This is a genomic window from Flavobacterium sp. PL02 (assembly GCF_035013205.1).
In the GTDB taxonomy this organism is placed as follows: domain Bacteria; phylum Bacteroidota; class Bacteroidia; order Flavobacteriales; family Flavobacteriaceae; genus Flavobacterium.
Genome location: NZ_JAYGJP010000014.1, coordinates 49,619 through 75,601 on the forward strand (window position 1 = coordinate 49,619; position 25,983 = coordinate 75,601).

The 25,983-nt window shown below is 32.2% G+C and carries 8 protein-coding genes and 1 rRNA gene; 2 read left to right on the forward strand and 7 right to left on the reverse strand.

All coding sequences use genetic code 11. From position 1 onward, the window contains the following. Positions 1-25 precede the first annotated feature (25 nt). From SHI72_RS23020 to SHI72_RS23030, 3 genes are all read right to left on the reverse strand, one after another. Positions 26-13,684, reverse strand: coding sequence for an SDR family NAD(P)-dependent oxidoreductase (locus SHI72_RS23020; RefSeq protein ID WP_323491536.1), 13,659 nt, complete (start codon positions 13,682-13,684; stop codon positions 26-28). Positions 13,685-14,073: 389 nt separating this feature from the next. Further along, the gene (locus SHI72_RS23025; protein WP_323491540.1) at positions 14,074-16,035 is read right to left on the reverse strand and encodes an ATP-binding protein; all 1,962 of its coding nucleotides are present in this window, start codon (positions 16,033-16,035) and stop codon (positions 14,074-14,076) included. Positions 16,036-16,181: 146 nt separating this feature from the next. After that, complete coding sequence (locus SHI72_RS23030) at positions 16,182-16,421, reverse strand: hypothetical protein (RefSeq protein ID WP_039119618.1); 240 nt, start codon at positions 16,419-16,421, stop codon at positions 16,182-16,184. 111 nt (positions 16,422-16,532) lie between these two features. Between SHI72_RS23030 and SHI72_RS23035 the strand changes: the two genes are divergently transcribed. Further along, entirely contained in the window at positions 16,533-17,207 is a 675-nt protein-coding gene (locus tag SHI72_RS23035; RefSeq protein ID WP_039115234.1) for a response regulator, read from the forward strand. A 279-nt stretch (positions 17,208-17,486) separates the two neighbouring features. On the opposite strand, the gene SHI72_RS23040 is transcribed toward SHI72_RS23035, so the two are convergent. The 3 genes from SHI72_RS23040 to SHI72_RS23050 all read right to left on the reverse strand — a co-directional run bounded on the left by SHI72_RS23040 (position 17,487) and on the right by SHI72_RS23050 (position 21,815). Then, positions 17,487-19,238 carry an alkaline phosphatase D family protein gene (locus SHI72_RS23040; RefSeq protein WP_323491537.1) on the reverse strand — a complete coding sequence of 584 codons (1,752 nt, stop codon included), beginning with the start codon at positions 19,236-19,238 and terminating at the stop codon, positions 17,487-17,489. 196 nt (positions 19,239-19,434) lie between these two features. Next, positions 19,435-20,154 carry a hypothetical protein gene (locus SHI72_RS23045; protein ID WP_323491538.1) on the reverse strand — a complete coding sequence of 240 codons (720 nt, stop codon included), beginning with the start codon at positions 20,152-20,154 and terminating at the stop codon, positions 19,435-19,437. Between the two features lie 830 nt (positions 20,155-20,984). Beyond that, entirely contained in the window at positions 20,985-21,815 is an 831-nt protein-coding gene (locus SHI72_RS23050; RefSeq protein ID WP_039115240.1) for a M57 family metalloprotease, read from the reverse strand. Positions 21,816-22,346: 531 nt separating this feature from the next. Between SHI72_RS23050 and SHI72_RS23055 the strand changes: the two genes are divergently transcribed. Further along, a complete protein-coding gene (locus SHI72_RS23055; RefSeq protein WP_323491539.1) occupies positions 22,347-25,055 on the forward strand; it encodes a S8 family serine peptidase in 2,709 nt (902 codons plus the stop codon). A 628-nt stretch (positions 25,056-25,683) separates the two neighbouring features. On the opposite strand, the gene rrf is transcribed toward SHI72_RS23055, so the two are convergent. Then, positions 25,684-25,793, reverse strand: a 5S ribosomal RNA gene (rrf, locus tag SHI72_RS23060). Positions 25,794-25,983 lie beyond the last annotated feature (190 nt).

Sequence of the window (25,983 nt, forward strand, 5' to 3'; positions counted from 1 at the left end):
TTTCAATTAGTATTACCTTAGGCTTTTATATGAATTTTGCAGCAATAACTTGTTGGTGTTCTTGTGCAATTACTTCTTCTAAAATTGCCATTCCTTCATCTGCCTCTATACTCCCAATACCTAATAACTCCATCTTATTCCTGTATTCATCAGAAGCGACTACCCCGACTGATCCCCAATACCCCCAATTAATAATCTGTACCGGGATATTGTATTTTTGTTGAACTGTATAGGCAAAACTATCTTTATACATACAAGCTGCGGCATAATTTGCTTGTCCCAAAGCATTTACCTGAGATTGCATAGAGGAATAAAAGCATATAAAATCCAAAGGCTCTTTGGCAAATACATCTATCAGGTAGTGACTTGCTGTAGCTTTGGATTCAAAAACTTCAACAAAAGTTTTTTCTTTCATTTGATGCATTAAGCTATCCCTAAGTACCAATGCAGAGTGAAATACACCATTAATATTTTGATACGTTTGTTTAATTTTATGATAGGCTGCTTTTACTTCATTCTCTAAAATTGCATTGCATTGGATATATGCTGGTTTAGGTCCCCACTGTGCTATTTCTTCTTGCGCATCCAGAATGCTTTCATTTTCTGCACTACGTCCTAACCAAATTATTTGAGCTTGATATTTTTTAACCAGATAGGCTGTGGTAACTTTCCCGATACCACCTGCGCCTCCTAATATTACATATACCCCTCCTTTTTTAAATTTGGTGGTAATGGTTTGTGTTTCTAGCGGATATAGATTTCTTATATAGGTATTTTGATTGCGATACGCTATTATTTCTCCATTAGAATCAAATGGTATTGTTAGCAATCGCCTGATATCCTGATCTGTTATTTCATTTGATGCATCCACATCGATAATACGAACATTCCAATTACTTTGTTCTTTTGCCAATGAACTCAACAGTCCTAAAATCCCACTACCATGACACTGTACTTTATCATTAATTACTACTTTTTGCGTACGATCTGATAAAACGGTAATGTTTAAACCTTTATATATGTAGGATGAGGATAATAGTTTTTTGAGCAGTTTAAAAACCGCCAATTCATTTCTTTCCCAGAATGTTTCTGATACCAAAAGAGCCTCTTCTACTGGCGCATCATGCACAATATACACATCGGTAATTCCTTCTGGTAACGCAGACGAATCATCCGAATTAAAAATAGTTACATCTTTATCAATTAAATAAGCACTTAATTGATTTACCATCTTACTTCCTTCATTTTGATAAGAAATAATTAAGGCGTTTCCGTTATGAGTCTCTTCCTGTTTAGATAGTCTCTCTCTTTTCCATTCAGAAACATACATCAAATCTTCTATCGAATAAGACAGTTCTTCTGCAATAGGTTCTGACTTTATATTTAAAGCAACAAATCCTTCAAATTGAACTAAAATTTCGCCATCTCCATCTATTAAATCTACATTGTATGTAGGAAGAACTTCTCCTTTTGCAGGAGCTATTTTTTTAGCATACGACCAAAATTGTTGTGGCAATTCTTTATAAATTTTCACCTCTTTAATACGAAAAGGAAGTTTGGTAGGGTTCTTTTTATCAAATCCAAAACTCAACCCCATCACAGTTTGTACTGCACTATCCAATAAAAATGGAGAGAGCATATATTTATCTTCTGTTTCTGTTAAATAAATTTGTGCTAAAACTTCGTTATCTGAATACATAATTTCCTGAATACCCTGAAAATGTTTTCCATAAGTAATTCCCTTATCATTCAGCAATTTATAGTAATCCTCCTTGCTTAAACTATTAGGTAATCGCAAGGCTATATTATCTATAACGACTGTTTTTATTGCTGGTAATAAATCGTACTGAATTGTACCATTACTGTAAATTGATGTTGTATCTGATTTCTTTTTAAAACTATAGCTCAATCCATTTTCAGTTTCTTCTAATGCTACAACAACTTCAACTTGTTCATTGTCATTTTCCTGAATAGCTTCTCTAAAAACTACATCGGTAATTCTAGTCACAGGCTTTTCCTTATAACGATTTCCTACTTCGCGAATCCATTCAATTTGAGCAGCTCCCGGTAAAACATTTATTCCATTTACTTTGTGTGAAGCAAAAATGGATTCTCTTCCAGAAAAAACACTTTCGTAAGTAGTATCGTTTATAGCTGTTTGTACTAAAGGATGAACTTTTCTAAAAGGCTTTGCTATGGTTTCTTTTTCATTTTTTGTTGGAACAAACCAATAGTGATCTTGCTTAAATGGGTATGTAGGCAAATGAACTTTTTGGGGTGTTTTATTTCCGTATAAAACTTTCCAATCAATTGCTACACCCAAACTCCATAATCTGGCAATTGTATTTACATCTTTGTCAGTAAAAGATTCGTTCGTAATATTCTGAAATTCTTCTTTATCTGTATCAGTAATACTATCTTCATTAGTACCAATGTACATATCGTTTAGTCCGTGATCAGACGTAATAAATTCATTTAATAGATTAATACATTCCTTTTGGTCATTTACAACAAATGCCAATCGACATTCCATTACTTCTCTTCCTGACTGTAGCGTATACAATACATCCTGAAAAGCTGTATTATTAGTCAATAAATATTCCCTTATCGTTTTTGCCAAACGATTTAGATCATCCATATCTCTGGCCGATATTGCAAAAACAGGAATTGCTTTTAATGAATAATTTGGTTTCTCATTTGCTATATATTCTTCGATAACTATATGTGCATTTGCCCCTCCAAAACCAAAACTACTTACTCCTGCAATTTTATGTTTTCCCTTTGTTACCTTCCAATCTGTTGTTTCTTTTTGTAGATAAAAAGGAGTATTCTCTAATTTTAAATAATGATTGGGTTGCTGCAACAATGGATTTCCTGGGATTGTATTGTTTTTCATCGCCATCAAAACCTTGATTGCTCCTGCTACTCCCGCTGCAGCTTCCAGATGTCCTATGTTTGTTTTAATACTGCCAATAGCACAATGAGCCTCTTCTCCATAAATAGATTCAGAGTCTTTATATAACGTTTCAAAAGCTAATTTTAAACCTTCAGTTTCAATAGGATCTCCCAATGGCGTTCCAGTTCCATGAGCTTCAATATAACTAACTAATCCAGGGTCGACCCCTGCCAGTTGATAGGCTTTTATTAATAGCTTTTGTTGGGCTTTAGGATTAGGAGAGGTTAAAGTATTGGCTTTCCCTCCATGATTTTCTGCACTTCCTTTTAAAATTCCGTAAATAGGATTTTTATCTTCAATGGCTTGGTCTAAATCTTTTAATATTAAAATTCCAACACCTTCTCCTCTTACATAACCATTTGCTCCCTGATCAAACGTTTTGCAACGTCCATCTTTGCTTAGCATTCCTGCCTGACTAAAAGATAATGTTAGCTCAGGCGATAATATGGCGTTTACACCTCCTGCAATTGCCATTGTACCATGACCATTTCTTATATGTTCTGCTGCTCTATGAATGGCAATTAAAGAACTGGAACATGCTGTATCGATAGGCTCACTTGGTCCATGTAAATCGAAAATATAAGATATTCTGTTTACTAAAACAGAATGGGCAGAGCCTGTTGCAAATTGAGCCATACCTATTTGATTGGTTTGCTCTTTTAATAAAGTCGAATAATCAGAACTTGAAACTCCTATAAAAACACCAGTATCAGTCCCTTTTATCGTATCGATTGAAATTGCTGCATCTTCTAAAGCATGATACACTTCCTGCAATACTAAACGTTGCTGAGGATCCATCAGTTCGGCTTCAACAGGCGAAATATTAAAAAATAAAGGATCAAACTCCCCTATTTTGTCCAGAAAACCTCCCCATTTACATAAAGTTGTATTCTCTTTTTGCTGTGGGTCTCCATAATACGTTCTCCAATCCCATCGACTCTCAGGAACCTCTGAAATTAAATCTTCTTTATTTTTTAAACGCTCCCATAGTTCATTCACATTTGCCGCCCCAGGAAAACGTCCGCTCATTCCCACTATAGCAACTTCTTTTCTTTTTGGAGCTTTATTCGAATAGGCATCAAAATCTACTTTTTTCTCTTCTTCCTGATTTCCAAAAGTTTCTATGTTTTCCTTTTCCTGATTGTATGGTTCATCCTCTGCCGAAAAGGTATAATTCGCCTCTAAATGTGTTGCTAATTCATCTAGAGTAGGATAATTAAAAAACAATGTTGGTGTTATATCTAATCCATAAAACCCATTAATTTCATTACAAAACTGTGTATATAAAATCGAATCAAATCCATAATCTCCCAGTTCTATATGCGAAATTATTTTCTCTGGATTCATTTTAACCAATGTAGCTGCTAGTTGAGTTAATTTTTCCAGCAGCGTTTTTGTCGAAATTCTATTAGAATTCGTGGCATCTTCAATTTTTGTTGGCACCTTTTCTGATGAAACTTTATATATAACTGAAGCCTGAACAAAGTCTGAACTCAAAATTTGTTTCAATGCTCTTATACCTTCTTCATTAGGCATAGGTTGCATTCCCCATTTTTTTTGCAAAAATGTTTCAGTATCTGCACTAATCTGCATTCCTCCGTTTTTCCACAAAGGCCAATTGATACTTTTAGTAATTCCATAACGATTTCCTTTTCTACGTTGCGTTTCTCTATATCTTGCATAATCATCAAGAAAAGCATTAGCGGCAGCGTAATCCATCTGCCCTATATTTCCATAAATAGCAGCTATAGAAGAAAAGAATACCATAAAGTCTAAAGAATCGTACTGTGTTTCTTTATCGATATTCTTAATACCTTCTATCTTTACTTTTAAGACTTTTGTAACATCTGGTATCGTTTTGTTTTTTGCATAACTATCTGCAGTTATACCTGCCAGATAAATAACACCATTGATTCCTGTAAACTGTTTCCTAATTTCTTTAAAAACTGTAGCTACAGCATACGCATCTGTACTATCACATTGATAATAATAAGCCCCTTCAGGTAATCTTTTTTCAGGCTGCTCACTTCTTCCTAAAAGAATCACTTTAGTATCTGAAGTTTCCAGAATATAATCACAAACAGTACGACCTATTTCTCCAGTCCCACCTACCAATACATATACTCCTGCTGTTTTAATAGCGCCATATTGCTGTTCATGAATAGTAAATTGTCTATTGCTTTTCTCTAACCTTTCAAGAGATGTATATTTTACCTCAACCGCTTTATTAAATTGTTCTTTATTTAATATTTCGAGTATCTCATGACTATTATGAGTCGAAAAATCTTTAATAGCAATTACTTTCCCTTCAAAATTTGGATGTTCTAATGTTAGTGTTTTCAGCATTCCCGAAAGGAAACCATACTGTTCGTATTCTTCATTTGATCCTAATACAATTACTTGTGTTCTTATTTTAGAATGAAGTCTTTGTTTCAAATTTTCAAAAATTTGAATATAAGTCGAAATCTCATTTTCAATGGTTATAGACTGAATCTCTGCTTCATAAGAATTTCGGATTGCATCTGCCAAAATAGGATTGCCCCCAATCACGTACACAATTGTATGATCATAAACTAAATCATGATTCTTGATGTAAGGTGTTTTTTGCCATGCAATCTCTTGAATATCTAAAGCATTAGCAGACTCTTTTTCTCTTTTTTCTTTTATAGGAAGAAATACACATTGCAGAAATTGTACTAAGACATTCCCTTGCTCATCCAAAATATCTATATCATATTCCTGAACTTTATGAGCTGCTTGATTTGATTTGCTTTTGCGGGCATACGACCAAAATGTTTCTGGTAATTGATCTACAAATCGATAGCAAGTTTTCATACTAAACGGAAGTGCCTGATCCAATACCCCTTCCATCATAATCCAGCCTAATGCATTTTGTAAAGCACTATCCAGTGCACCTGGTTGCATCTTATAACCTGATTGTAAAGGCAGCTGAATTCTCGAAATAGAAAATTCAGGAGTTGAATACTGTTCTTGTACTCCTCTAAAACTTTCACCTAAATCAAAACCTTTTGTTTTAAGAAAAGCATAGAATGCTTCTTTCGAAGTATTTTTATGAGTTAAACTCAATAACCTTCTTACATCTATTTTTTCTGGTTTCTGTGGCTCTTGTAAAATAGCTAATCCTTTACCATGAATTAAATCACTTCCATTTTCTTTGGTATAAATCTCATAACTATTGTTTTTTGAGTCAGAAATTATTCTGGTAAACACTTCTTTTTTAGCATTTACTAGTAGAGGTTGTTGCCAAAAAATATCTTTTAGTCCCCATATTCTTTGACCAGTTGCTTGTTCTAAGGCAATACTTGCTTGCTCTATATAAGCCACCCCTGCCAAAACTTTGTTACCATTAACTACATGATCTTTATAAACTGTTTCTTGTCCCGAATACTCGCTTATATATAAATGTCCATCCGATGTAGAAACATTGCGATGTACTAATGGATGTAATTGATTTTGAACAATTTTTACAGCAGATTCATTTGTTATACCTGAATTTACAGGTTCTGTCCAGTACCTTTCTTTTTCAAAAGCATAGGTTGGTAATTGAACTTTTCTTATTTGCTCATTACCATATACAAGTGCCCAGTCTACATTTGTACCCAAAATCCATATCCTGGCAAGCGTTCTGTAGTCCTTTTTTAAGATCGCAGCATCCATTTCTTCTTGAGTTATAGATACTGTAGTCTTTTTTCGTTTATCAACTGTCCCTCTAAATACTTCATGATTTGATTCATTAAGAAATTGAGACAGATGATTTATAATTTCTTCTTTAGAGTTGCCTATAATAGCTAATCGCTCTTGCATAACATCTCTGCCCAATTGTAGTGTATAAGCAATTGCTTTTAAAGATTCTTTAGACTCTTTAAGGTAATCCACCATTTGTAACACCTGAGCTTTAAGACTATATTCTGTTTTGGCAGAAAGTAGTATCAATTGTTCAGTACCATCATCTGGTATTTTATCTGATTTTGATTCTGGATATTCTTCTAATACTAAATGGGCATTGGTTCCGCTAAAGCCAAAAGCACTTACAACTGCCCGTCTAGGATGTTTTATATTGAGTTCCCAGAGTTTAAGAGTAGTATTAATATAAAATGGAGTTTTCTCTAAAGATATCTCATCATTGAGTTGCTCAAAATGTAAGCTAGGTACAAGGAACTTATTCTTAAGCATAAGTATTGTTTTAATGACTCCCGAAACTCCTGCAGCTTCGGCAGCATGACCTATATTGGTTTTTACTGATCCTAGTGCACAGCTATTATCTAATTCCTGTTTTGTCCCGAAACTCGTTTTTAGAGCCTCAATTTCTATAGGATCTCCTAGTTTAGTTCCTGTACCGTGAGTCTCTACATATTTTATGGTTGCAGGATCTATATTATATTGGTCATAAATACGTTGCTGAAGTAAAGATTGTGCAACCCCATTAGGTGCCGTAATTCCATTGGTTTTACCATCTTGATTGATACCACTACCTTTAATGATAGCATGTATCTGGTCTCCATCTTTTATAGCTGCATCTAATCTCTTTAAGAATAGTACTCCAACCCCTTCAGAAGAAACAATTCCATCTCCTTTATTATCAAAAGTTTTGCATTTACCATCTTTCGAAGCCATTCCTACCTGACTGGTCCAAATATGCAATAATGGTGTACACATTAATTTAACACCACCCGCAAGAGCCATATCTGTTTCGCCCGAAACAATGCTTTGATATGCTCTGTCAATAGCTACTAAAGATGAGGAACATGCTGTATCTAGAGTAAGAGCTGGTCCTTTTAGATTTAATAAAAAAGCAATTCTTCCTGCCAATATAGCCTGAGAATTCCCCATAAAAGCAAAACCATCTTTGGCAGCTTGATTCTGAGCCAATAGATGCTGATAATCTCCTGAACTTGCCCCTACAAAAACACCTACATTTTGTTTGTCGATTGATTTTGATGTGTAGCCTGCATCCTCTATAGTTCGCCAACATTCTTGTAAAAACAAACGCTGTTGAGGATCCATTAATTCAGCTTCCCGAGGAGATATTCCAAAAAACAAAGGATCAAATTTATCTTTGTCTTTTATAAAACCACCCCATTTACTATAGGATTTTTTTTGTTGTTTAGGATCATTATTGTACCAATCGATATCTTGCCATTCTTCTGCATCAATTTCTGTAATAGAATCGACCCCTTGTTTTAAGTTATCCCAAAACTCTATTATATTTTCTGCTCCGGGAAAACGACACGACATTCCAATTATAGCCACATCAGATTGTGCAGGTATTCTGGAATTTACTATATCCTCTCGCTGTACATTAGTACTTACTTTTCTCTCTTGTGGTACTAATAATTGTTTCTGATCAATTTTTCTAAGTTCTAAGTTCTGAATTGAAATTAATTTACCCTGATCTGAAGTTATTTCTATCGAAAAAAGTAATTTATCCTCATCAGCTTCGTGACAAATCATATGACAATCATAGTTTACGTCGGGTTGTGCAGACGCATGTATATTTATGGCTTCTACGCGGTAAGGCAAATACATAATCCCATCTATTTTTCCCTGACGTTGTTGTATTGCTGCATACTGTATTGCAAATAGTAATGCTCCATCTAGCCATTGAGACACATAACTAATAGCCTGATTTTGTGGTCTGGTAACTGCTAGAATGCCTTTGGCAAATTCCTCTTTAACCTCTAGAGATTTTCTTACCTGAAAATAACTATCCGATAAAATATCTTTAGTCCAATTGGTTAGTTTCTCTAAGTCTAACTGAATTCCTGATGCAGTAGGTCTATAAATCAAATCATCGATTAAAGCAATTTCTTCGACAATAGTCCCCCTAACATAAACTTTTTGTGTTTCTTTATTACTAATTATAAATCGAATAGTTCCTTCATTAACTCTTTTCAAATTGAGCAAGACGGGAACCGTCTCCTCTTTTTGAGCAATTAAAGCTTCGGAGATTCGAAATTGTTTTAGCGTTAAACTTTTTTTACCAAGTTGCTCGCTAAAAAAAGTATATAGCATTTCAATATAAGCATCCGTTGGTAAAATGTATTCATTAAACACTTTATGATCTCTTAAACAAGGTGTATTTGCTATGTTTAAGTGATATTCAATAGTAGATTCTCCATCCTTTTCTATAGTGCCAATGATTCTAATTGGTTTAAAAAAAGAATTAATAATATGCTTTTCTTCTTGTTTACTGTTTTTAATTGTATAATTCGAAATCAAATACACATACAACTCAGACAAGGTTGGATAATTATAGAGTAAAGATGTTGCGCATTGTATACCAAACTCTTTGTTTATTTTCTTAACGAATTCTACACCCAAAATAGAATCTAATCCTAATGATGCAAAAGTATCTGTAGATGAAATTTCTTCTTTCTCCAGATATAAAAGCGCTGCCAGAACATTTTTTAGTTCTCCTTCATTAAAAACATATATAACTTCCTGCTCAGAGCTTTCTACAAAAGTCATTTTTGTTTCACTGGTTCCTGCTAATCCAAGGCTTAACGATATATAGTTACTTAATTCTGATACCGTAGGATAACTATAAATTTGCGATGTAGGTATTGAAAGCTTCCATTTATTATTGATTTTCTTCACCAACTCTACACCTAAAATAGAATCTAATCCTAATGCTACAAAAGTTTGTGTGTCGTCTACTTCCCCTTCTTCCAAATACAATAAATCGGTTAGCAATGTTACCAACTCCTTTTGAATATTAGGATGTTGGTTTGTGTGATAATCCTTTACTGTGTTAATTTTATCGATTTCTATACCCGATAATGATATTTTGTTATCAGAGGCGATAAAAACAGAATTTGTGTTGTCTAATGTCTGTAAGTAAGTCGCTAATTCTTTTAGGGTAGGATGATTATACAACTGTGCTGTAGCAAAATCAATATTCCATTGTTTCCTGATTTTTTTCGTGAATTCAACTCCTAAAATAGAATCTAGTCCCAATGCTACAAAAGTTTGCTCAGGTTCTAATTCTTCTGTTGTCACATATAATAAATCACATAAAAGTTCTTTTAACGTTTTTTCATAATCCTCGTTTAAACTTTCATTCGATTTTATTTCCTTTACTTTTTCAACGATATTTTTATTATCCCTAAAAGTTTCAATGGGTTGTAGCTTGATCTTAGGAGAGCCCTCTTTTTTATTATGAATAGATGTTTCGCCTACAGGCTTAAGTGCACTTGCCAACTCTTTTACCGAAGGATAGCTATACAATTTTGCAGTATTTAATGAAATACCTAAAGCTTTATTTATGTTTTTTGTAAACTCAACTCCTAGAATAGAATCTAAACCTAACTCAACAAATGTCTGGTCTACATTAATTTCTTCCAGATCCAGATATAATAAGTCTGCTAGTATCTGAGATAATAATGACTCTATATCTTCTAACTTTTCCTCTTGATAAGAAGGTACTACTACAACTTCACTCTCAATAGCTTGTACCTGATTTACAGGAACTAGCCTAATTTTATTTTCGGTAAAAATTTTCTTTGATTCCATAAAAGTGACCACTCGCTCTTGCGGAGTTATAACAGCTTGATTTGAAAAATCTTTAGAGTTTATAATTGGTGCAGTTGGATTTTCTTTCCTTTGAATCTCTTTGCCTATCCAAAATCTTTTTTTAGTGAACTGGTAAGTTGGTAAGGCTATTTTATACATTTGAACCTTGCCATATAATTGCTCCCAGTTTACATTTCCCCCTTTAGTCCAAAAAATTGCTAATGCATCAAAGTTTTGTTCTACTATATATTGCTTTGATATAGACTCTTCTTTATGAACCTCTTTGCATTGTTTTATATTTTCTGTATAGTATAATGCTGATGTTTTATTTTCTTTCGAAAGAAAGCTTTCCAATTTAACTAGCAAGTCTTTATGATCTTTGTAGGTAAAGGCTAATCGCTCTGCAAATTCTTCTTTGGCTGTTTGTAATGTATATGCCAAAGATGCTAATCGGATTGTTTCTTGCTTTTGTATCCAGTTATATATTTTTTGAGCATATCTTTCCAGGCTTTCTTGGTTTAAAGCTGATAATACAAATACGTACGCAGGTAGTTCGATGCTTTCTTCCTCATCTGGCATCAGATTTTTATTATATGCTTCAACTACCACGTGAGCATTGGTCCCTCCTATCCCAAAACTACTAATACCTGCTCTAAGTGGCTCATTAGTGGGTGATTTCCATACTTGCCCCTCCTTTTGAATTATAAAGGGACTGTTCTCTAATTCTATATGTGGATTTAATATTTGGAAATTTAGTGATGCAGGCAAATATTGGTTTTGCATGGCCAATACTACTTTTAATAATCCGGCAACTCCAGATGCAGCTTCCAGATGTCCGATATTCGTTTTTACCGATCCTAAGCTGCACCAATTTGTTAATGATTTATCTTTTTGTATGTGTTCAAATGCATCTCTAAGAGCTTTAACTTCTATAGGATCTCCCAGTGTCGTTCCTGTTCCATGGGCTTCGATATAGCTAACTGTTTCTATTGGAATATTGGCATTCTTATAGGCATTTGTAATCAGTTTTTGTTGCTGAAACGGATTAGGTACAGTTACTCCTCCTGAATATCCTCCATGATTAACTTCTGCACTTTTTATTATTCCTAAAATTTCATCTCCATCTTTCTGAGCTTTATCCAACGGTTTTAAAAGCATTACAACAGCGCCTTCACCTCTTACGTACCCATTTGCTTCTATATCAAACGTGTGACATTTTCCATCTTTGCTAAGCATATTTGCATTACTGTAAGCTATACTTTTTGCTGGATGACACATCAAATGAATTCCTCCTACAACTGCCTGATCACATTCTTGTTGTCTCAATGCTTTTACAGCTTCGGCTATTGCTACTAAAGAGGAAGAGCAAGCAGTATCAATACTCATACTTGGGCCTTCAAAATCATAGAAATAAGAAATACGATTGGCCAAAAGAGCAATAGCATTGCCTGTAGGTGTTCCCGGCTGTATGGAGTCATGCTCTGCCACTACTCGTTCATAGTCACTACCACTTACCCCAATAAATACTCCTGTATTACTTTTCTTGTATTGACTTGGTTTTTGCTTTGCATTTTCAAACAACTCCCAGGTTAACTCTAAAAGCATTCGCTGTTGAGGATCCATTAACTGGGCTTCTCTAGGTGAAATTTCGAAAAATAAAGAATCAAAACTTTCTATATCGTTTAGATATCCTCCATAATTGATACCTTCATATTTATCCTCAATCCCTTCAGGCCAAACCCATCTATCCTCTGGTGTAATTGTTATCGATGAAATACCATTCTTAAGATTCTCCCAAAACGACTGCGGTGTATCTGCTTGAGGTAATCTGCAACAAGTACTTATTATTGCTATATCCGCAGTATAATTTTTATCTTTTTCTTCTCTTTTTAAATCTTCTTTTACCGCTTTTCCTGAGCAATACCCTATAATTTCCTTGACCGTATACAAACCAAAAAAATGACTTGGATTTGTTTTTAATCCACACTCAAGGTTAAGATGTTCTGATAGTTCTGTATAAATAATCGATTCTACACCTAATTTGCGCAAGTCCGTATTTAAATCGATTTCACAACCTTCGTAGACTGAATTAAAAAAGCCTATGACTGTATTAGTAAGTTCTTCAGCTGAAACTCCAGCATTATTATCAGCGATTCCTTCAAGAGATCTTTGAGGAGTTTCTATTTCTTCTTTTTTAATAAAAGAATTACTTTTATTATCCTGTAAAATCTTTTTTTCCTTTTGTACTCCGTCTGAAATTTTACTGGATATAGTTACCTTTTGACTTAACCTCTTTACTGTAAATATTTTGGCAATAATCTGACCATCATTTTCCCTGTATAATGACGAAGTCAATCGTACAGTCAAATCATCCTCTAATAAGGCTTGATCAAGCTGATATCTTAATTTTTCATTAGGATTAGCATTCCCGTAATAATGAATATCTCTGGCAATACAAGTAGCATGAATAGCCCAATTTATTTTTTCGTTTTCAATAAGAATATGCTCTTCAAAAAAATGACGCTCACATTTATCACTTATGTTTGGATAAGATGCAAAATATAAAAGCCCAACCCCATTAATATCGTCATAAGGCTCTACTTCATAAGTTCTGGTAAATAATGGTTCTGCCAGTATTGTAAATTCTGTGTCGTAAAAAGAATGCTTATTAGAAGTTTCTTCCTCATTGGATAAAGAAGATATATGGTTCTTTACATTAAAGAAGGCTTTAACGTATTTAGGAATTATTTGTAATAATGGTACTTTAGAATCTTCTTTTTGAATAGGTGTGCCTTTGACTAAATTTTGATTATCATCATTCTTTCTAGCCGAAAAAATCGAAATCATTGAAGTTTGCAAAGTACTGTCTCTTGTTACATTTTTAACAGTCCCATTGCTCAAAAACATTTTGGTTCTATACTGTTCTATACACGATTCAATTGTAGTTTGATCGTTCTCTACAAAACTTTTTAATCCTATATTGTTTTGGCAACTCCATTGTATCCTAACAAAACTGGCATAAAGACGCTCTCCATTACTATCAAAGATAGCATCTGAGGGGGCCCCCAAACCCTTTGATATCATTTCCCAATGGATGTCTCCTAATTCTTTTAAAAGCCAATTCTCAGACATTCTCCCGTATAACATCTGAGGGATATTTAAAGAGTAATCTCTTTTTAGACAGTACGTATTCATGCTTTTTGCTTTTTTTACTATAGCAATAAACTCGCATTGATTAGTAAAGACAACTAAAAACAGCTAATCCTTTAATCTCATACATAGGGCGTCAACCTCCCCGTTGTTTACTTCTACATTTCAAAAAACCAATTTTAAGCTCTGCGTCCTTTATAACCTAATAGTAGATAACCCTCAAATTCATTAACCGTTTCTTTAACAAAAAGAATAAATAGCTCTTATAATAATATAATAAGCTATTGGATTTTTATTGGTGAGACTATTAAAATAATTTAGTCCATTTACATTAATAATGGCACAGGCCACGATTGATTTTTACGTAAAAATAGCAGTTAGATTCCTCTAAAAATTACGGACTTTTAGAGTAAAAATTACGGACTTTTACTTGCTTAAGGAGTAAACGTAACTTCAATTTTTGTCCCGTTTCCAATTTTTGATTCAATCTTAAATTTACCTTTTAATGAATTCGTTCTTTCTTTCATATTATTTAAACCAATACCACTTTTTTTATTTTTAATATCAAAACCTACTCCATCATCTGTAATACTCAGTTTTAAACGATTCTTGTCTGTTTTCTGAATCATTACCTCACATTTTTTTGCATTTGCATGTTTATTAATATTTAAAATAGCCTCTTGAATTATACGATATAAGTTTATCTTGTATATATTTTGAATCGCTCCCCATTCAACAGTTTTATCTTTTATATATTTAAACCTGGTACTACTTATATCTTTCTGATTTTCGATTAAATTTGACAACAACACATTAAAATCATTTCCTTTAAAAAAAGAACTTCGGCTTAGGTCATGCGATATCGTTCTTATCTCATGCTCTATATTTTGTAATTCAAAAATATACTCTTTCCTTTTTTCAACCATTCCTTCGTCCGTTTTAGAATTTAAAAAGCCTAAATTCATTCGAACTCCATAAATTTTGTTCAATACACCATCATGTAATTCTTTGGCTATTTTAGCCTTCTCATTCTCTTTGGCAATATCTATTTTTTTATGTTGCTCTATTAATAGCATATACACCTCATCATTAGCTTTTTGCTGTCTTTTTAAAAACTGCACTTCTTTGCTTTTATATCTTAAAAATCGCACTATAATAATTATTACTAATACCAAAATTAATATCAACGAAACAATTAAAATGTAAAAGTTACTCTTGGTCAATACTTTATTTTTGTCCTCAAGTCTTGAAGTTTCGTATTCAATTCGTGCATATTTATTATGAGAGTTTTTTTGGATAGTATTAATGCTATCACTCACTTTTATATATTCGTTTGCATAAAACAAACTATTCTTTAAATCTAATTGAGAGAGTAATCGCAATGACGTTAAAACTTCATTACAGTTCTTAATTTTAATTGCTAACTTTTTTGCCTCTTTTAAACTTTGAATTGCTTTTATGGTATCTTTTTGAGTTAAAAAATACTCTCCAATACGTATCTTTTTATACAAAATATCCGATTCGATCCCTATAGAATCAACAATTCTTAAAGATTCTAAAAACATGGATTCAACATTATTATACTCTCCACTTTTCATCTTAGAATAAGCCAGATTGCTCAAAACATTGGCATATAATCTAGGCCACTTTTTTTTCAAATCTTCAGAAAGTAAATCTTGTAATGCTTTTATAGACTCAGAGAATTCACCTTTTAAATCATATAAATTGCAAATATTAATAGTAGAGGTTACATTAAAATTATTTATTTCGTCTTTATCATTATTATGGGTTTTCATTTTTTCTAACTCACCCAATGCTAACCTGTGATACAGTAGTGCCCCATCATAATTAACTAATTTCTCTAAGCAATTCCCCATCAAAGTATTGCAAGCATAGATTAAAGAATAATCTTTAGATTTTTTTAAATACCGTAATGCCTTAGAAACTTCAGCTTCGCATTCTATATAATTCCCATCATAAAATAAAACGTAGGCTTTATTAAATAACATTCTGCCAACATTATCATAATCATGAATTTTTGTATATACTTTTTGAGCCTGCAGATAATAGAAATAAGCGCTATCTTTTTTAGAATTTTCATAGCAATCACCTACATAATACAATGACTTCGCTATTCTCACACTATCATTAGAATCTTTTGATAATTGTAAAGATTTTAGACTAGCATGCAACGATTTTTTAGGTTCATTGATATAGTAATATTCAGCGGCAATCTTTAAATATAAATCTCTTACAAGGGAGTCATTATTTTTAGATTTTAATGACTCAGCTATCGAGTCCAGATATTTCTCCTTTTTGATTCCGGATAAACTATCAATATGACTTTTGTCAAATAAAATCGTTGTATCTTCTTTACAGGAAAAAAGAAAAAACATTAAAAACAAACAAATATTTTTCGTAGGAATAATCAAAGTGTAATTATTAATTTACGACTTCAAATATAGTTTATTGCAATAAAGAAGACTATGTAATTAACAATAATTCACATAGTCTTCCTTTTAAATAATTACAGAATCAAAAGTTATCTTTTTGATGGTTTCGGATTACTTGGATCTCCTTCACTAGGATTCTCTTTAATATAAAAAAACACATTAATTGAATCCTTTCTTTTTTCATTTACTACCGTTTTTAAACTTGCGTCTGGTACAATTTGAGAACTATTGCTTTTAACTTCTGAAACTTCATAAACATCATCATTAGAACATGAATAAGTCAACCCTAAGATCAAAACAAGCCCTACAATACTTAATTTACTTTTCATAATAATTTAATTTAAATTAATGATCATTTAAAGCAAAAAAACACCTTCAGCTTGTTCTAATTGTACGGTATATCCGTAATATTTGAGTAATTTTGATACAAATTTGACAAAATGAATACGAGTCTTACTATTTTGATAGTCGATGATCACCCTATGACAGTTGATAGCTATATAAACCTGTTATCCGGTAATGATTTTCAAAAAAATGAACCCACTTTTATAAAGAGTTATAATTGTGAAGAAGCTTACAACAAAATAATTTTTCAACTAAAACAAAACGTAAATATTGATTTTGCTTTATTAGATATTAGTCTTCCTCCTTATAAAGAATTTAATATTGATAGTGGTATTGATTTGGCAATACTCATTAGAGAAAAATTTCCAAATTGTAAAATAGTTCTTCTTACAATGCATAGCGAACCCTTAACTGTAGATAAAATTATTAAGGGAATAAAACCAGAAGGATTCATATCAAAAAGCGACATTGATTTTGAATCATTCCCAAGTATTTGTAAAAAAATCATTGAGGGAGAAATATTCCTAAGTAATAGTATAATAAAGTCTCAAAGAAAATTATTCAAAAAAAATATAAATTGGGATAATCATGACAATCAAATTTTAATCTTAATTTCTCAAGGGGTCAAAACCGTTAATCTTCCAGATTATATTCCCCTTTCTATGAGTGCTATCGAAAAAAGAAAAGCAAACATAAAAGACCAACTTTTAAAAGGAAAAGGAAGTGATAAAGATCTAATCGAGAAAGCTAAAAAATTAGGATTATTATAACTTAAAAAAAATGGAGTTGCTCACTAATTTGCTACAAAAAGCTAAGCCTAGCTATCATTACGATTTATTATCAATAAATTTTGATAGAAACTTATGCATACAAAACTCTTCCGTTGATTTCATCTTACATTTATTAACACATCAATTATCAATGCTTAATTTAGAAATATTCAAAGCTATAGAATAAAAAAAATCGGAACACGATTACTCCTGCTCCGATTTAATTCACTTAATTTTTGAAACTTCTGAAAAAACTTCAATCATTATCGAATGAGATTTCTATGCTATGGTATATTTTTTTTCTGTTACAGTATTGGTAGTTTCACTTGTTACACTATCTACAAATCGCCATTCAGCTTCAGAAACAGATGACGTAAATTTAAGATATGTGTATCCTCGTTTATACAAATTTGCATATTCTAAATCATCTATCAGCACTGTAAACGCCTGTGCTAATTCTATCGCCTTTTTAGGGTCGGATGTAATTCCAAGATAAGCTTCCAATCCTGGCGATGAAACAGAACTGCACGCTATTTCAGTTCCTATAAATTTTCCTTGCATATCGGTAAGTTTACCCATCCAGGCATTATGAGTATCTCCGGCTAAAACCACAACATTTTTTCCAGAAAGCATCGCATACAATTGTTCTCTTTCTACAAAATAACCATCCCAGGCATCCAAATTATATGGCAAAGTTGTCGTAACTCTCGCAATTTCCTGAGCAGTTAAAGAAGGATCACTTTGTTTATATCTCATTTTAATAACAACAAGTTCAGAGATTGCACTAATAAGAGCCTGCATGGTCGCTGGCTGTGCACTTCCAAAATGATCCACTTCTGCTAAAACTTGATTCAAAAGCATCAGCAGCTCTGCAGGAATCATCATTTTTGTCATTAAGATCTGTTGGCCCAATACTTTCCACTTAGCAGTATCTACATTGATCTGTGATCCCAGCCAAGTCATTTGTTCGCTTCCAATTAATCTTCTGCTGGTACTTAACAGATCTGTTTTAAATTTTGTCTGATCAAAATTTCCGCCATTATCAATATAATCTGAATAACTCATCTGCTTATCTCTCGCAATAACTCTAGTATCCATCATATAAAGAGAAAGGATATTACCGAAATTAAAACTTCTGTAAATTCTAAGATCTTTTCCTGTTTTAAGCGGAATATATTCACTGTAAGCTTGAAAAGCTGCCATTTTTCTCATCTGAAAATCCCCTTCGGCAGGCTGATGATTTTCTGCACCGGTTTTATAGGTATCATTAGCAAACTCATGGTCATCCCAGACACATATAAAAGGTTTTTTCTGATGAAGCAACTGAAGATTTTTATCCCCTCTATATTGTCTGTAACGCTCTCTGTAATCACTGAGACCTATAATCTCCCTGGCGGGTTTATGTTCTCTACCCAGTGGGTTTGTAAAAGGATTTGTTCCATACTGTCCTGGCGCATATTCGTAAATATAATCTCCAAGATGTACCACTACATCAGCATCTGAAGAAGCAATCGCTCCATATACATTAAAAAGTCCAGCTGGAAAATTAGAACAGGAAACAACAGCCATTTTTACATCATTTACAAGATCTGTTTTAGATGGCAGCGTACGCGTTTCTCCGATAACAGTTACCTGTTTAGTTTTGGCATTATAAAATCTATAATAATATTTTGTATTGGAAGAAATATTCTGAACATCTACCGCTATTGTAAAATCATTTATAGAAGATGCTCCGGCCTGCCCTTTTCTTGTTATTTCAGAAAATGCAACATCCTTACTTAGCTCCCAGGTAATTTCAGCATCTGAACCTATTGAATATCTTGTCCAGATAATCACTCCTGTTTCAGTAGGGTCAAAACTGGCTACTCCTGTCTCAAACCCTTCATTTTTCATTCCGTCTGGCGCACCGCTGTTATCGGTTTTATCATCGTCACTACAGCTTTCAATAAGTGGAGCGATAAAAACTCCTCCGGCGGCCAATAAAGAATTTCTAAGAAACCTTCTTCTGCTTAAATCATTGTTGTTTTCCATAAAAAAATTTTTATATCAAAAAAACAATGTAATATTAAAACAGAGGTTATGGTACTTTTAAAATTACCTTACATTACTATTAACAATCCATTTACTATAATAAATTATTGATCTGTTTAAGAACTTTAAACTGGGACTTGTACCATTTTTACACTATTAAAGTCTCCTCTTTTTTCTTGTATAAAAATTCCGTCATTTAAAACAATATCGAAAAGCCTTTAGTATATTTTGTAAACAAATCGATTGCAATCAGAATGATAATTAAGAAAATAAGAACTAGTATATAGGTAATTATTTGAGCTTTTTTATTGAATTCAAAAGTGGCGGGATTTATAAAATAATCAGCATAGACGGCCTGAGAAATTTTAATATGTGGAGAAAATAAAGTAACGCCCTGCAGAAAATGTCCAATTAGATGATATTTATTTTTCGGGATATAGGTCATTCCATTCTCAGGTTTAGAAAAATCAATGGGAATCTGTTTGCCTTCTTTAAAACCGAAAATATATCCCGGAGAATATTTTGTTCCAATTTTTCTATCGATATCACTCACATAAGCTTCTCTGCTCCTTTCAAGCTCCTTGTATAAAATACTCTGGATAATGCCATTGTATTGGTGATGATGTATACCATATTGATCTACAGAAATGAGGATGATTTTTTTAAGTTTTTGACTCATGTAATTCTTGCAAAGAGCCAAGATACCCCAAAGAAGTATGGAGAAGTATATTAGATCGAAGATCATCTCGCCGATAGATAAGCGGCTATTATGCTCCAGCTGAATGCTCAAAGGAAGCCCTATAAATAAACAAAGCATTGCGATACACAAAAGTCCGAACAGTATATACACAAAAATAGTAGCAGTTAAATTACGTTCAGAAGTTACTTCAGGAAAATTTTCTTTGTTATAAATCATTAACTACTTATTATTTAAAAACATCATTCAAATCAGGCATCGCTCTTTTCCTAAGTTTGTTTTACTACATCAAACCAGTAAAATCCGATATGCTCTTTGTGTCCCAAGCGAATTCTATATTGTTGCAGTTAAAAAGACAAAACCTCTTTAGGTAAGTTAACTATGAGTTTCTATGTTAACATATACCTTTTCTTGAGCTCAGGTGTTTGTTCTAAAACATTTCCGGGATCAAAAATCTAAAAGCGTATATTCTAATTCTGTTGAGTTACCATACAAATCTACTAAATTTGGAACTTCATAGATCAAATTATTTTTATCAAAGCAATAATTAAACACTTAGGTATTTAGTATCCTTTTCGATTTATCAAGAAATTAATTAATTTTGATTATAAATAAAAAACGAATTACAACATTCATTTTAAAAAAGTTAAACTATAAATTCAACTGAAAAATGTTGATAAAATTATCATATTAACTTTTATGGCAGAATCGTAACGCCTTAAATGCACAAAGAACATCACCTAAGCAACAATAAATACATTAGAGGCCCAAGGAAGTCTTTCATATAATTCTCCCTTTATTACTATCGAATTTAATATGTTAATTTACCATATACAAATACCAAATAACTCAAACTTAAAATAGTGAGCAACATTTTTTACTTTGTCCAGATCCTATTCTATAATTAATTTTCGAATCAATACTTTAAAATCTTGCGCTATTCATATTGTAAAGCAATTAGAATAGGGACATTTAATAAAAAAAGAGGCTGCTTCACAAGTTATGAAACAGCCTCCTAATATTTTGTAAAGAGAACTCTAATTTAATTTCTAATATAAATAATTCAGAGCTGTAACATCATTAGAATTAAAAGCTCCTGTCTCACTTGAACTAAAACATGCTCTCATATAAGAAGTTGCATCATATCCTGAAGGTGTTCCTGGAATTAAAATTGCTCCCACACCAGCAGTACCTTCGTTTGAATTCTGTCCACAACTTTGACGGCTGAACCAATCTGTATGACGTAAACCAATACAATGGCCGATTTCGTGTGCAGCAACGTGTGCATTTACACCTGTTGAATACGTATCTAACCCAGAATATAATGTAACTGAATTATAAGGATTTCCACCTGAAGGGAAACCTGCTACTCCACCTGCAGATCCGGTTTGTCTTCTTACAACAATGTTTGCACCTGAAGTACTTGAACTAAAAGTTAGAGTAAATTTAATAGTCAATCCTAAATTATTATATCTGTTTACTGCTGCTTGCAATCCTGCACGCATATTTGTACTTAAAGCTGTTGTACCAGTCCCTGATAATCCAACAATTTTGATAGTTTTTGGAGTAGATACTAAATTAGTAGTACGGTATTGTTCTGTGGTAATACCTCCATGAAGATCCATTTTGTTTAATTGATCTTCCGACATTACAATACATCCTTCTATAAGAAACGCATCCTCAGTGGTACCATCTAACTTAGTGTTTTTAATCACTTGAACATCTGTGGAATTTAATGAAAGGGATCTAATTTTATTTAACACCTCTGGCGTTACTTTAAGAGATCCTTGATTTGATTGATCTGTCTCATCTTCTTTGTTGCAAGATAACAGCGTTAACGCTATAAATGACAAGGCTAAAATTGATTTAATTTTTTTCATAATAGGTTTTTTGGGGTTGTTAATAATAAATTGGTAAATAGGGGGCTTTACAAAATATTAGTAATATTTATAATCAAATTTATATAATTTTTAATCTTAAAATACTGATAAAACAATTATTTAACAAATTTAACATTTTTTGTTAAATTATTTCAAGTGGATTGTTTAGTAATAATTATCCGATTATTAATAGAAGCCCAGTAAAATCAATAATTAAATACAAATCAAGTGGTTACACACAATAATACTATTCAGATATCTTATTTTGATTAGCATGTGTAAAAAAAATACTGTACAATTTTACATTACATTTAGACGAACAGAGTTATAAAAAGAGAATATTACTCGTATAGATTTTGAAGTTTTAGAATGAAATAAAAACTAATATTTTTTTTTCAAATAATTTAATAACTTTGATTTACCTACAACGGATAAACATTTCAGATAGAAATCATTAAGTACAAATTTCATCTTTGATTTATCTAAATTCATTAATAAAAATGTTTAAAATTGCCCCAACATCTACTGTAAATGAAGACACAAATTACTTTTCTCTTTTTTATGATAACGACAATCAGTCTCTCTCAAAGCTCTGAAAAATGGAAACAATACATAGAAAAAGAAAACGAAACAAAATTTGAGAAATACTATTTTACATCTTTAGAAAATGCACATCACAATAAATACAAAGTTGTAAAAAAATTGGATAGTACTTTTTGTATAGTAGAAAATTTAAAATCTAATCAACCTTTAAAGAAAACACGCTCAGTAAATAGCTTATGGAAATTACCATCCAATTTTTCAAATCACACCGAAGACAAGCAATATATAATAGCAACTGATAGTATCAAAGCATTAATTACAGATTTAAAAACAATCAACATTTCTGAGATCGAAATACTAAATAACCATCTTATAATCATAAAAAGTGATTCAAAAAAAATTATTGACCACATTATAACTTTGAGCAGTGTATCTTCTATTTCGCAAGAGTCCCTTCAACCAAAAGTTGAATCTAAAATAATCGATCAAAATTTTAGTATCAATTCTATAAATAAAGCCAATACTAATTTCCCTCTTATAACAGGCGAAAACCAAATTGTAGGCATCAAAGATGATTTATTTGATGTAAATGATATTGACCTACTAAACAAACACATTCCTTCTCAAACAGAATCGGCTATTGTATCGAGCCATGCAACAGCTATGGCAACTATAGTTTCTGGATTAGGAAATAGTTCTGCACTAGGAAAAGGAGTTGCTCAAAAGGCCAAAATACAATCGTCTGACTTTTTGAATATCTATCCTGATGAAATAGCATATTTACAAGATGTTACTATTCAAAATCATTCCTACGGTACCAATATCGAGAATTTTTATGGTTCTCTGGCCAATGCTTATGATTCTCAATTATTCTTAAATCCTGATTTGACTCATTGTTTTTCTTCTGGCAATAGCGGACTTCAAGGTTATAAATCTATTACTGGTAATTTCAAGCAATCCAAAAACAGTATCGCAGTAGGGTGTATTGATCAAAACGAAGTAATTATGCCGTTTTCTTCAAAAGGACCAGCTTATGACGGTCGAATAAAACCTGAGTTAGTAGCCTACAGCACGCAAGGAACTTCAAATTCTACAGCAATAGCTACAGGGATTATTGCATTAATGAAACAACATTATAAAACTATAAATAATATCTCTTTATCTAATTCCCAAACAAAAGCAATTTTAATTAATAGTGCAAAAGATTTAGGGAACATAGGTCCAGATTTTACCTATGGTTATGGTAATATCAATGCTGATAAAAGTTTAAGAACAATCAGTGAAAATAGAATTATATCAGGTAATTTGACATCCGGACAAACAAATTTGCATACCATTTCCCTCCCTCCAAATACAAAAAACTTAAAAATCACATTAGTTTGGAACGATTTGCCGGCTGCAATCAACAGTAATATAAGTTTGGTAAACGATTTAGATATGGAGGTTAAGTCGGCCGACAACACCACTTTTTTACCATGGATTCTTAATCCTGACTCCCCACAGCAGCAAGCTGTAAGAGGAAAAGATAAAATTAATACTATAGAGCAAGTTACTATTGAAAATCCCGCATCTGGATCTTATACTATCAATATTATTGGCTCATACATATCTAACACATCTCAGGAATACAGCATCGCATACGAATATGAATTGGAAAATCGATTTGAATGGAATTACCCAGTTAATAATGATAATTTCCCTTATGATGGCAAAACTATTTCCCCTTTCAAATGGAATTCTTCATTTTCTAATATCCCTGGACAATTATCTATTAGTTATAATAATGGGCAGACTTGGGAAATTCTCGCAAATGATATAAATCTAAATACGGAACAATTTACCTATGCCCCTGCAGAACAAAAATTTTCAAAGGCAAAATTGAAAATGACCATTGATAATACCGATTATATCTCTGATAGCTTTACAATATCTTATGATTTAAATATCAGCACCAGCTTAGTTTGTGATGGCACAACAGAAATTAATTGGGACAAACCTGCCGATGTTTCTTCATTTAATATTTATCAATTGACAGGAGATTATTTGGAATTTAAAGAACAAACAACAAACACGACTTACACCTATACAGATGAAAAAACTCATACTGTTATTCCTGTATTTGACAATATCGAAGGAATAAAAAGTGAGTCAACATTACAGTATGTACAAAACTCAAATTGCTATTTCGAATTAGCTTTAGCAGAAGTTTATGAAGAGAATAAAATAAAAATTAATGCCAGTCTTTTCAGCTTGTACAACATCAAAAGAATTGAGATAATAAAAATAATTAATAATTCAGAAGGTGTTATTAACACAATAGATAATATCACTTCAAAAACATTCTCTTTTTTAGATCCGGCTCCCTTAAAAGGAAGTAATAAATATAAAATAAATATAATTTTAAAAAACAATAATATAGTAAGCTCCCTAATTCTTGATACTAATTATCTAGGCAATGATTTATTTTTTGTACACCCTATCCATTTAAGCAAAAATGAAGAATTAAATATTGAAGCCAAAAAAGAAGAAAATGCTATTTTTTATTTATATAATATTAGTGGACAAAACACTATTACTTCCCCGTTACTTTCTAAAACCAATAACATTAATCTAAAGAATATTGCCACAGGAATTTATATCTATAAAATTATTACAAGCTTAGGCGATATTCAAACAGGAAAAATTGCAGTTTTTTAAGCTATTCTTAGATATTATTTTTTTGGGAAGAGATATTTTCAATATATAAAATCACATGGCATCTTTATACAAAATCGTTGCGCAATTCTTTGCCGCAACATAAGTTTCAAAAGACTCAAAAGGGATATCTTTTATTCCAGCAATAAGAAAATTATCTCAGGACCTCATTAAATAGCTTTAAGAACCTAAAAAACAAAAAAGATAAGAAAACCACTTACAAATACTAGAACTAAAAGAAATTATCTCATTTAAGAAAGCTTTAATATACTTTCAGATGTAATTACACAAATACTGAAGAATATTAGCTTATATCGACGCATATTAACTCAAAAAGACAAACAACAAAGATCCTTTGATTCAAATTGCTCAATTATGTCTAAAGAACATAAAATAGATCTATAATCTAGATATAATTTACGTTCGTTTTTTTTGTATAATACTTCCGGTTTTAACTGCAGAAGAAGGAAATAGAAAAAACACAAAGGTTCACAAAGCTATTGATTAAACTTTGCGAACCTTTGTGTAAGCCTTTGCGGTATTTTTATGCCTAATTACTCTGATCTCTACAAATCCCAAAAAGTTAAGCACAAAAAAAAATCCTCATCAATTACTTGATGAGGATTCAAAAGAAAGGCGACGACATACTCTCCCACATAACTGCAGTACCATCTGCGCAGGCGGGCTTAACTACTCTGTTCGGGATGGGAAGAGGTGAGCCCCGCCGCAATAACCACCTTAAGGTCGTTGTTACTTGAGGTAACTTTTTTAATTAATAATTAACAATTGATAATTCATAATTAAAAATAATATCTTAACACACTGAGATAAAGAAAAAAGTATTTTTTAGAAAGTTTCTCCCCCACGCCGAGGCGTGGGGAAAAGCGTACATAAGCTTACGGATTATTAGTACTACTCGACTATGACATTA

Excerpts from the sequence above, each read along its gene's own strand:
- SHI72_RS23020 (WP_323491536.1), bottom strand. The coding sequence starts at position 13,684 with ATGAATACGTACTGTCTAAAAAGAGATTACTCTTTAAATATCCCTCAG.
- SHI72_RS23025 (WP_323491540.1), bottom strand. The coding sequence starts at position 16,035 with ATGTTTTTTCTTTTTTCCTGTAAAGAAGATACAACGATTTTATTTGAC.
- SHI72_RS23030 (WP_039119618.1), bottom strand. The coding sequence starts at position 16,421 with ATGAAAAGTAAATTAAGTATTGTAGGGCTTGTTTTGATCTTAGGGTTG.
- SHI72_RS23035 (WP_039115234.1), top strand. The coding sequence starts at position 16,533 with ATGAATACGAGTCTTACTATTTTGATAGTCGATGATCACCCTATGACA.
- SHI72_RS23040 (WP_323491537.1), bottom strand. The coding sequence starts at position 19,238 with ATGGAAAACAACAATGATTTAAGCAGAAGAAGGTTTCTTAGAAATTCT.
- SHI72_RS23045 (WP_323491538.1), bottom strand. The coding sequence starts at position 20,154 with ATGATTTATAACAAAGAAAATTTTCCTGAAGTAACTTCTGAACGTAAT.
- SHI72_RS23050 (WP_039115240.1), bottom strand. The coding sequence starts at position 21,815 with ATGAAAAAAATTAAATCAATTTTAGCCTTGTCATTTATAGCGTTAACG.
- SHI72_RS23055 (WP_323491539.1), top strand. The coding sequence starts at position 22,347 with ATGAAGACACAAATTACTTTTCTCTTTTTTATGATAACGACAATCAGT.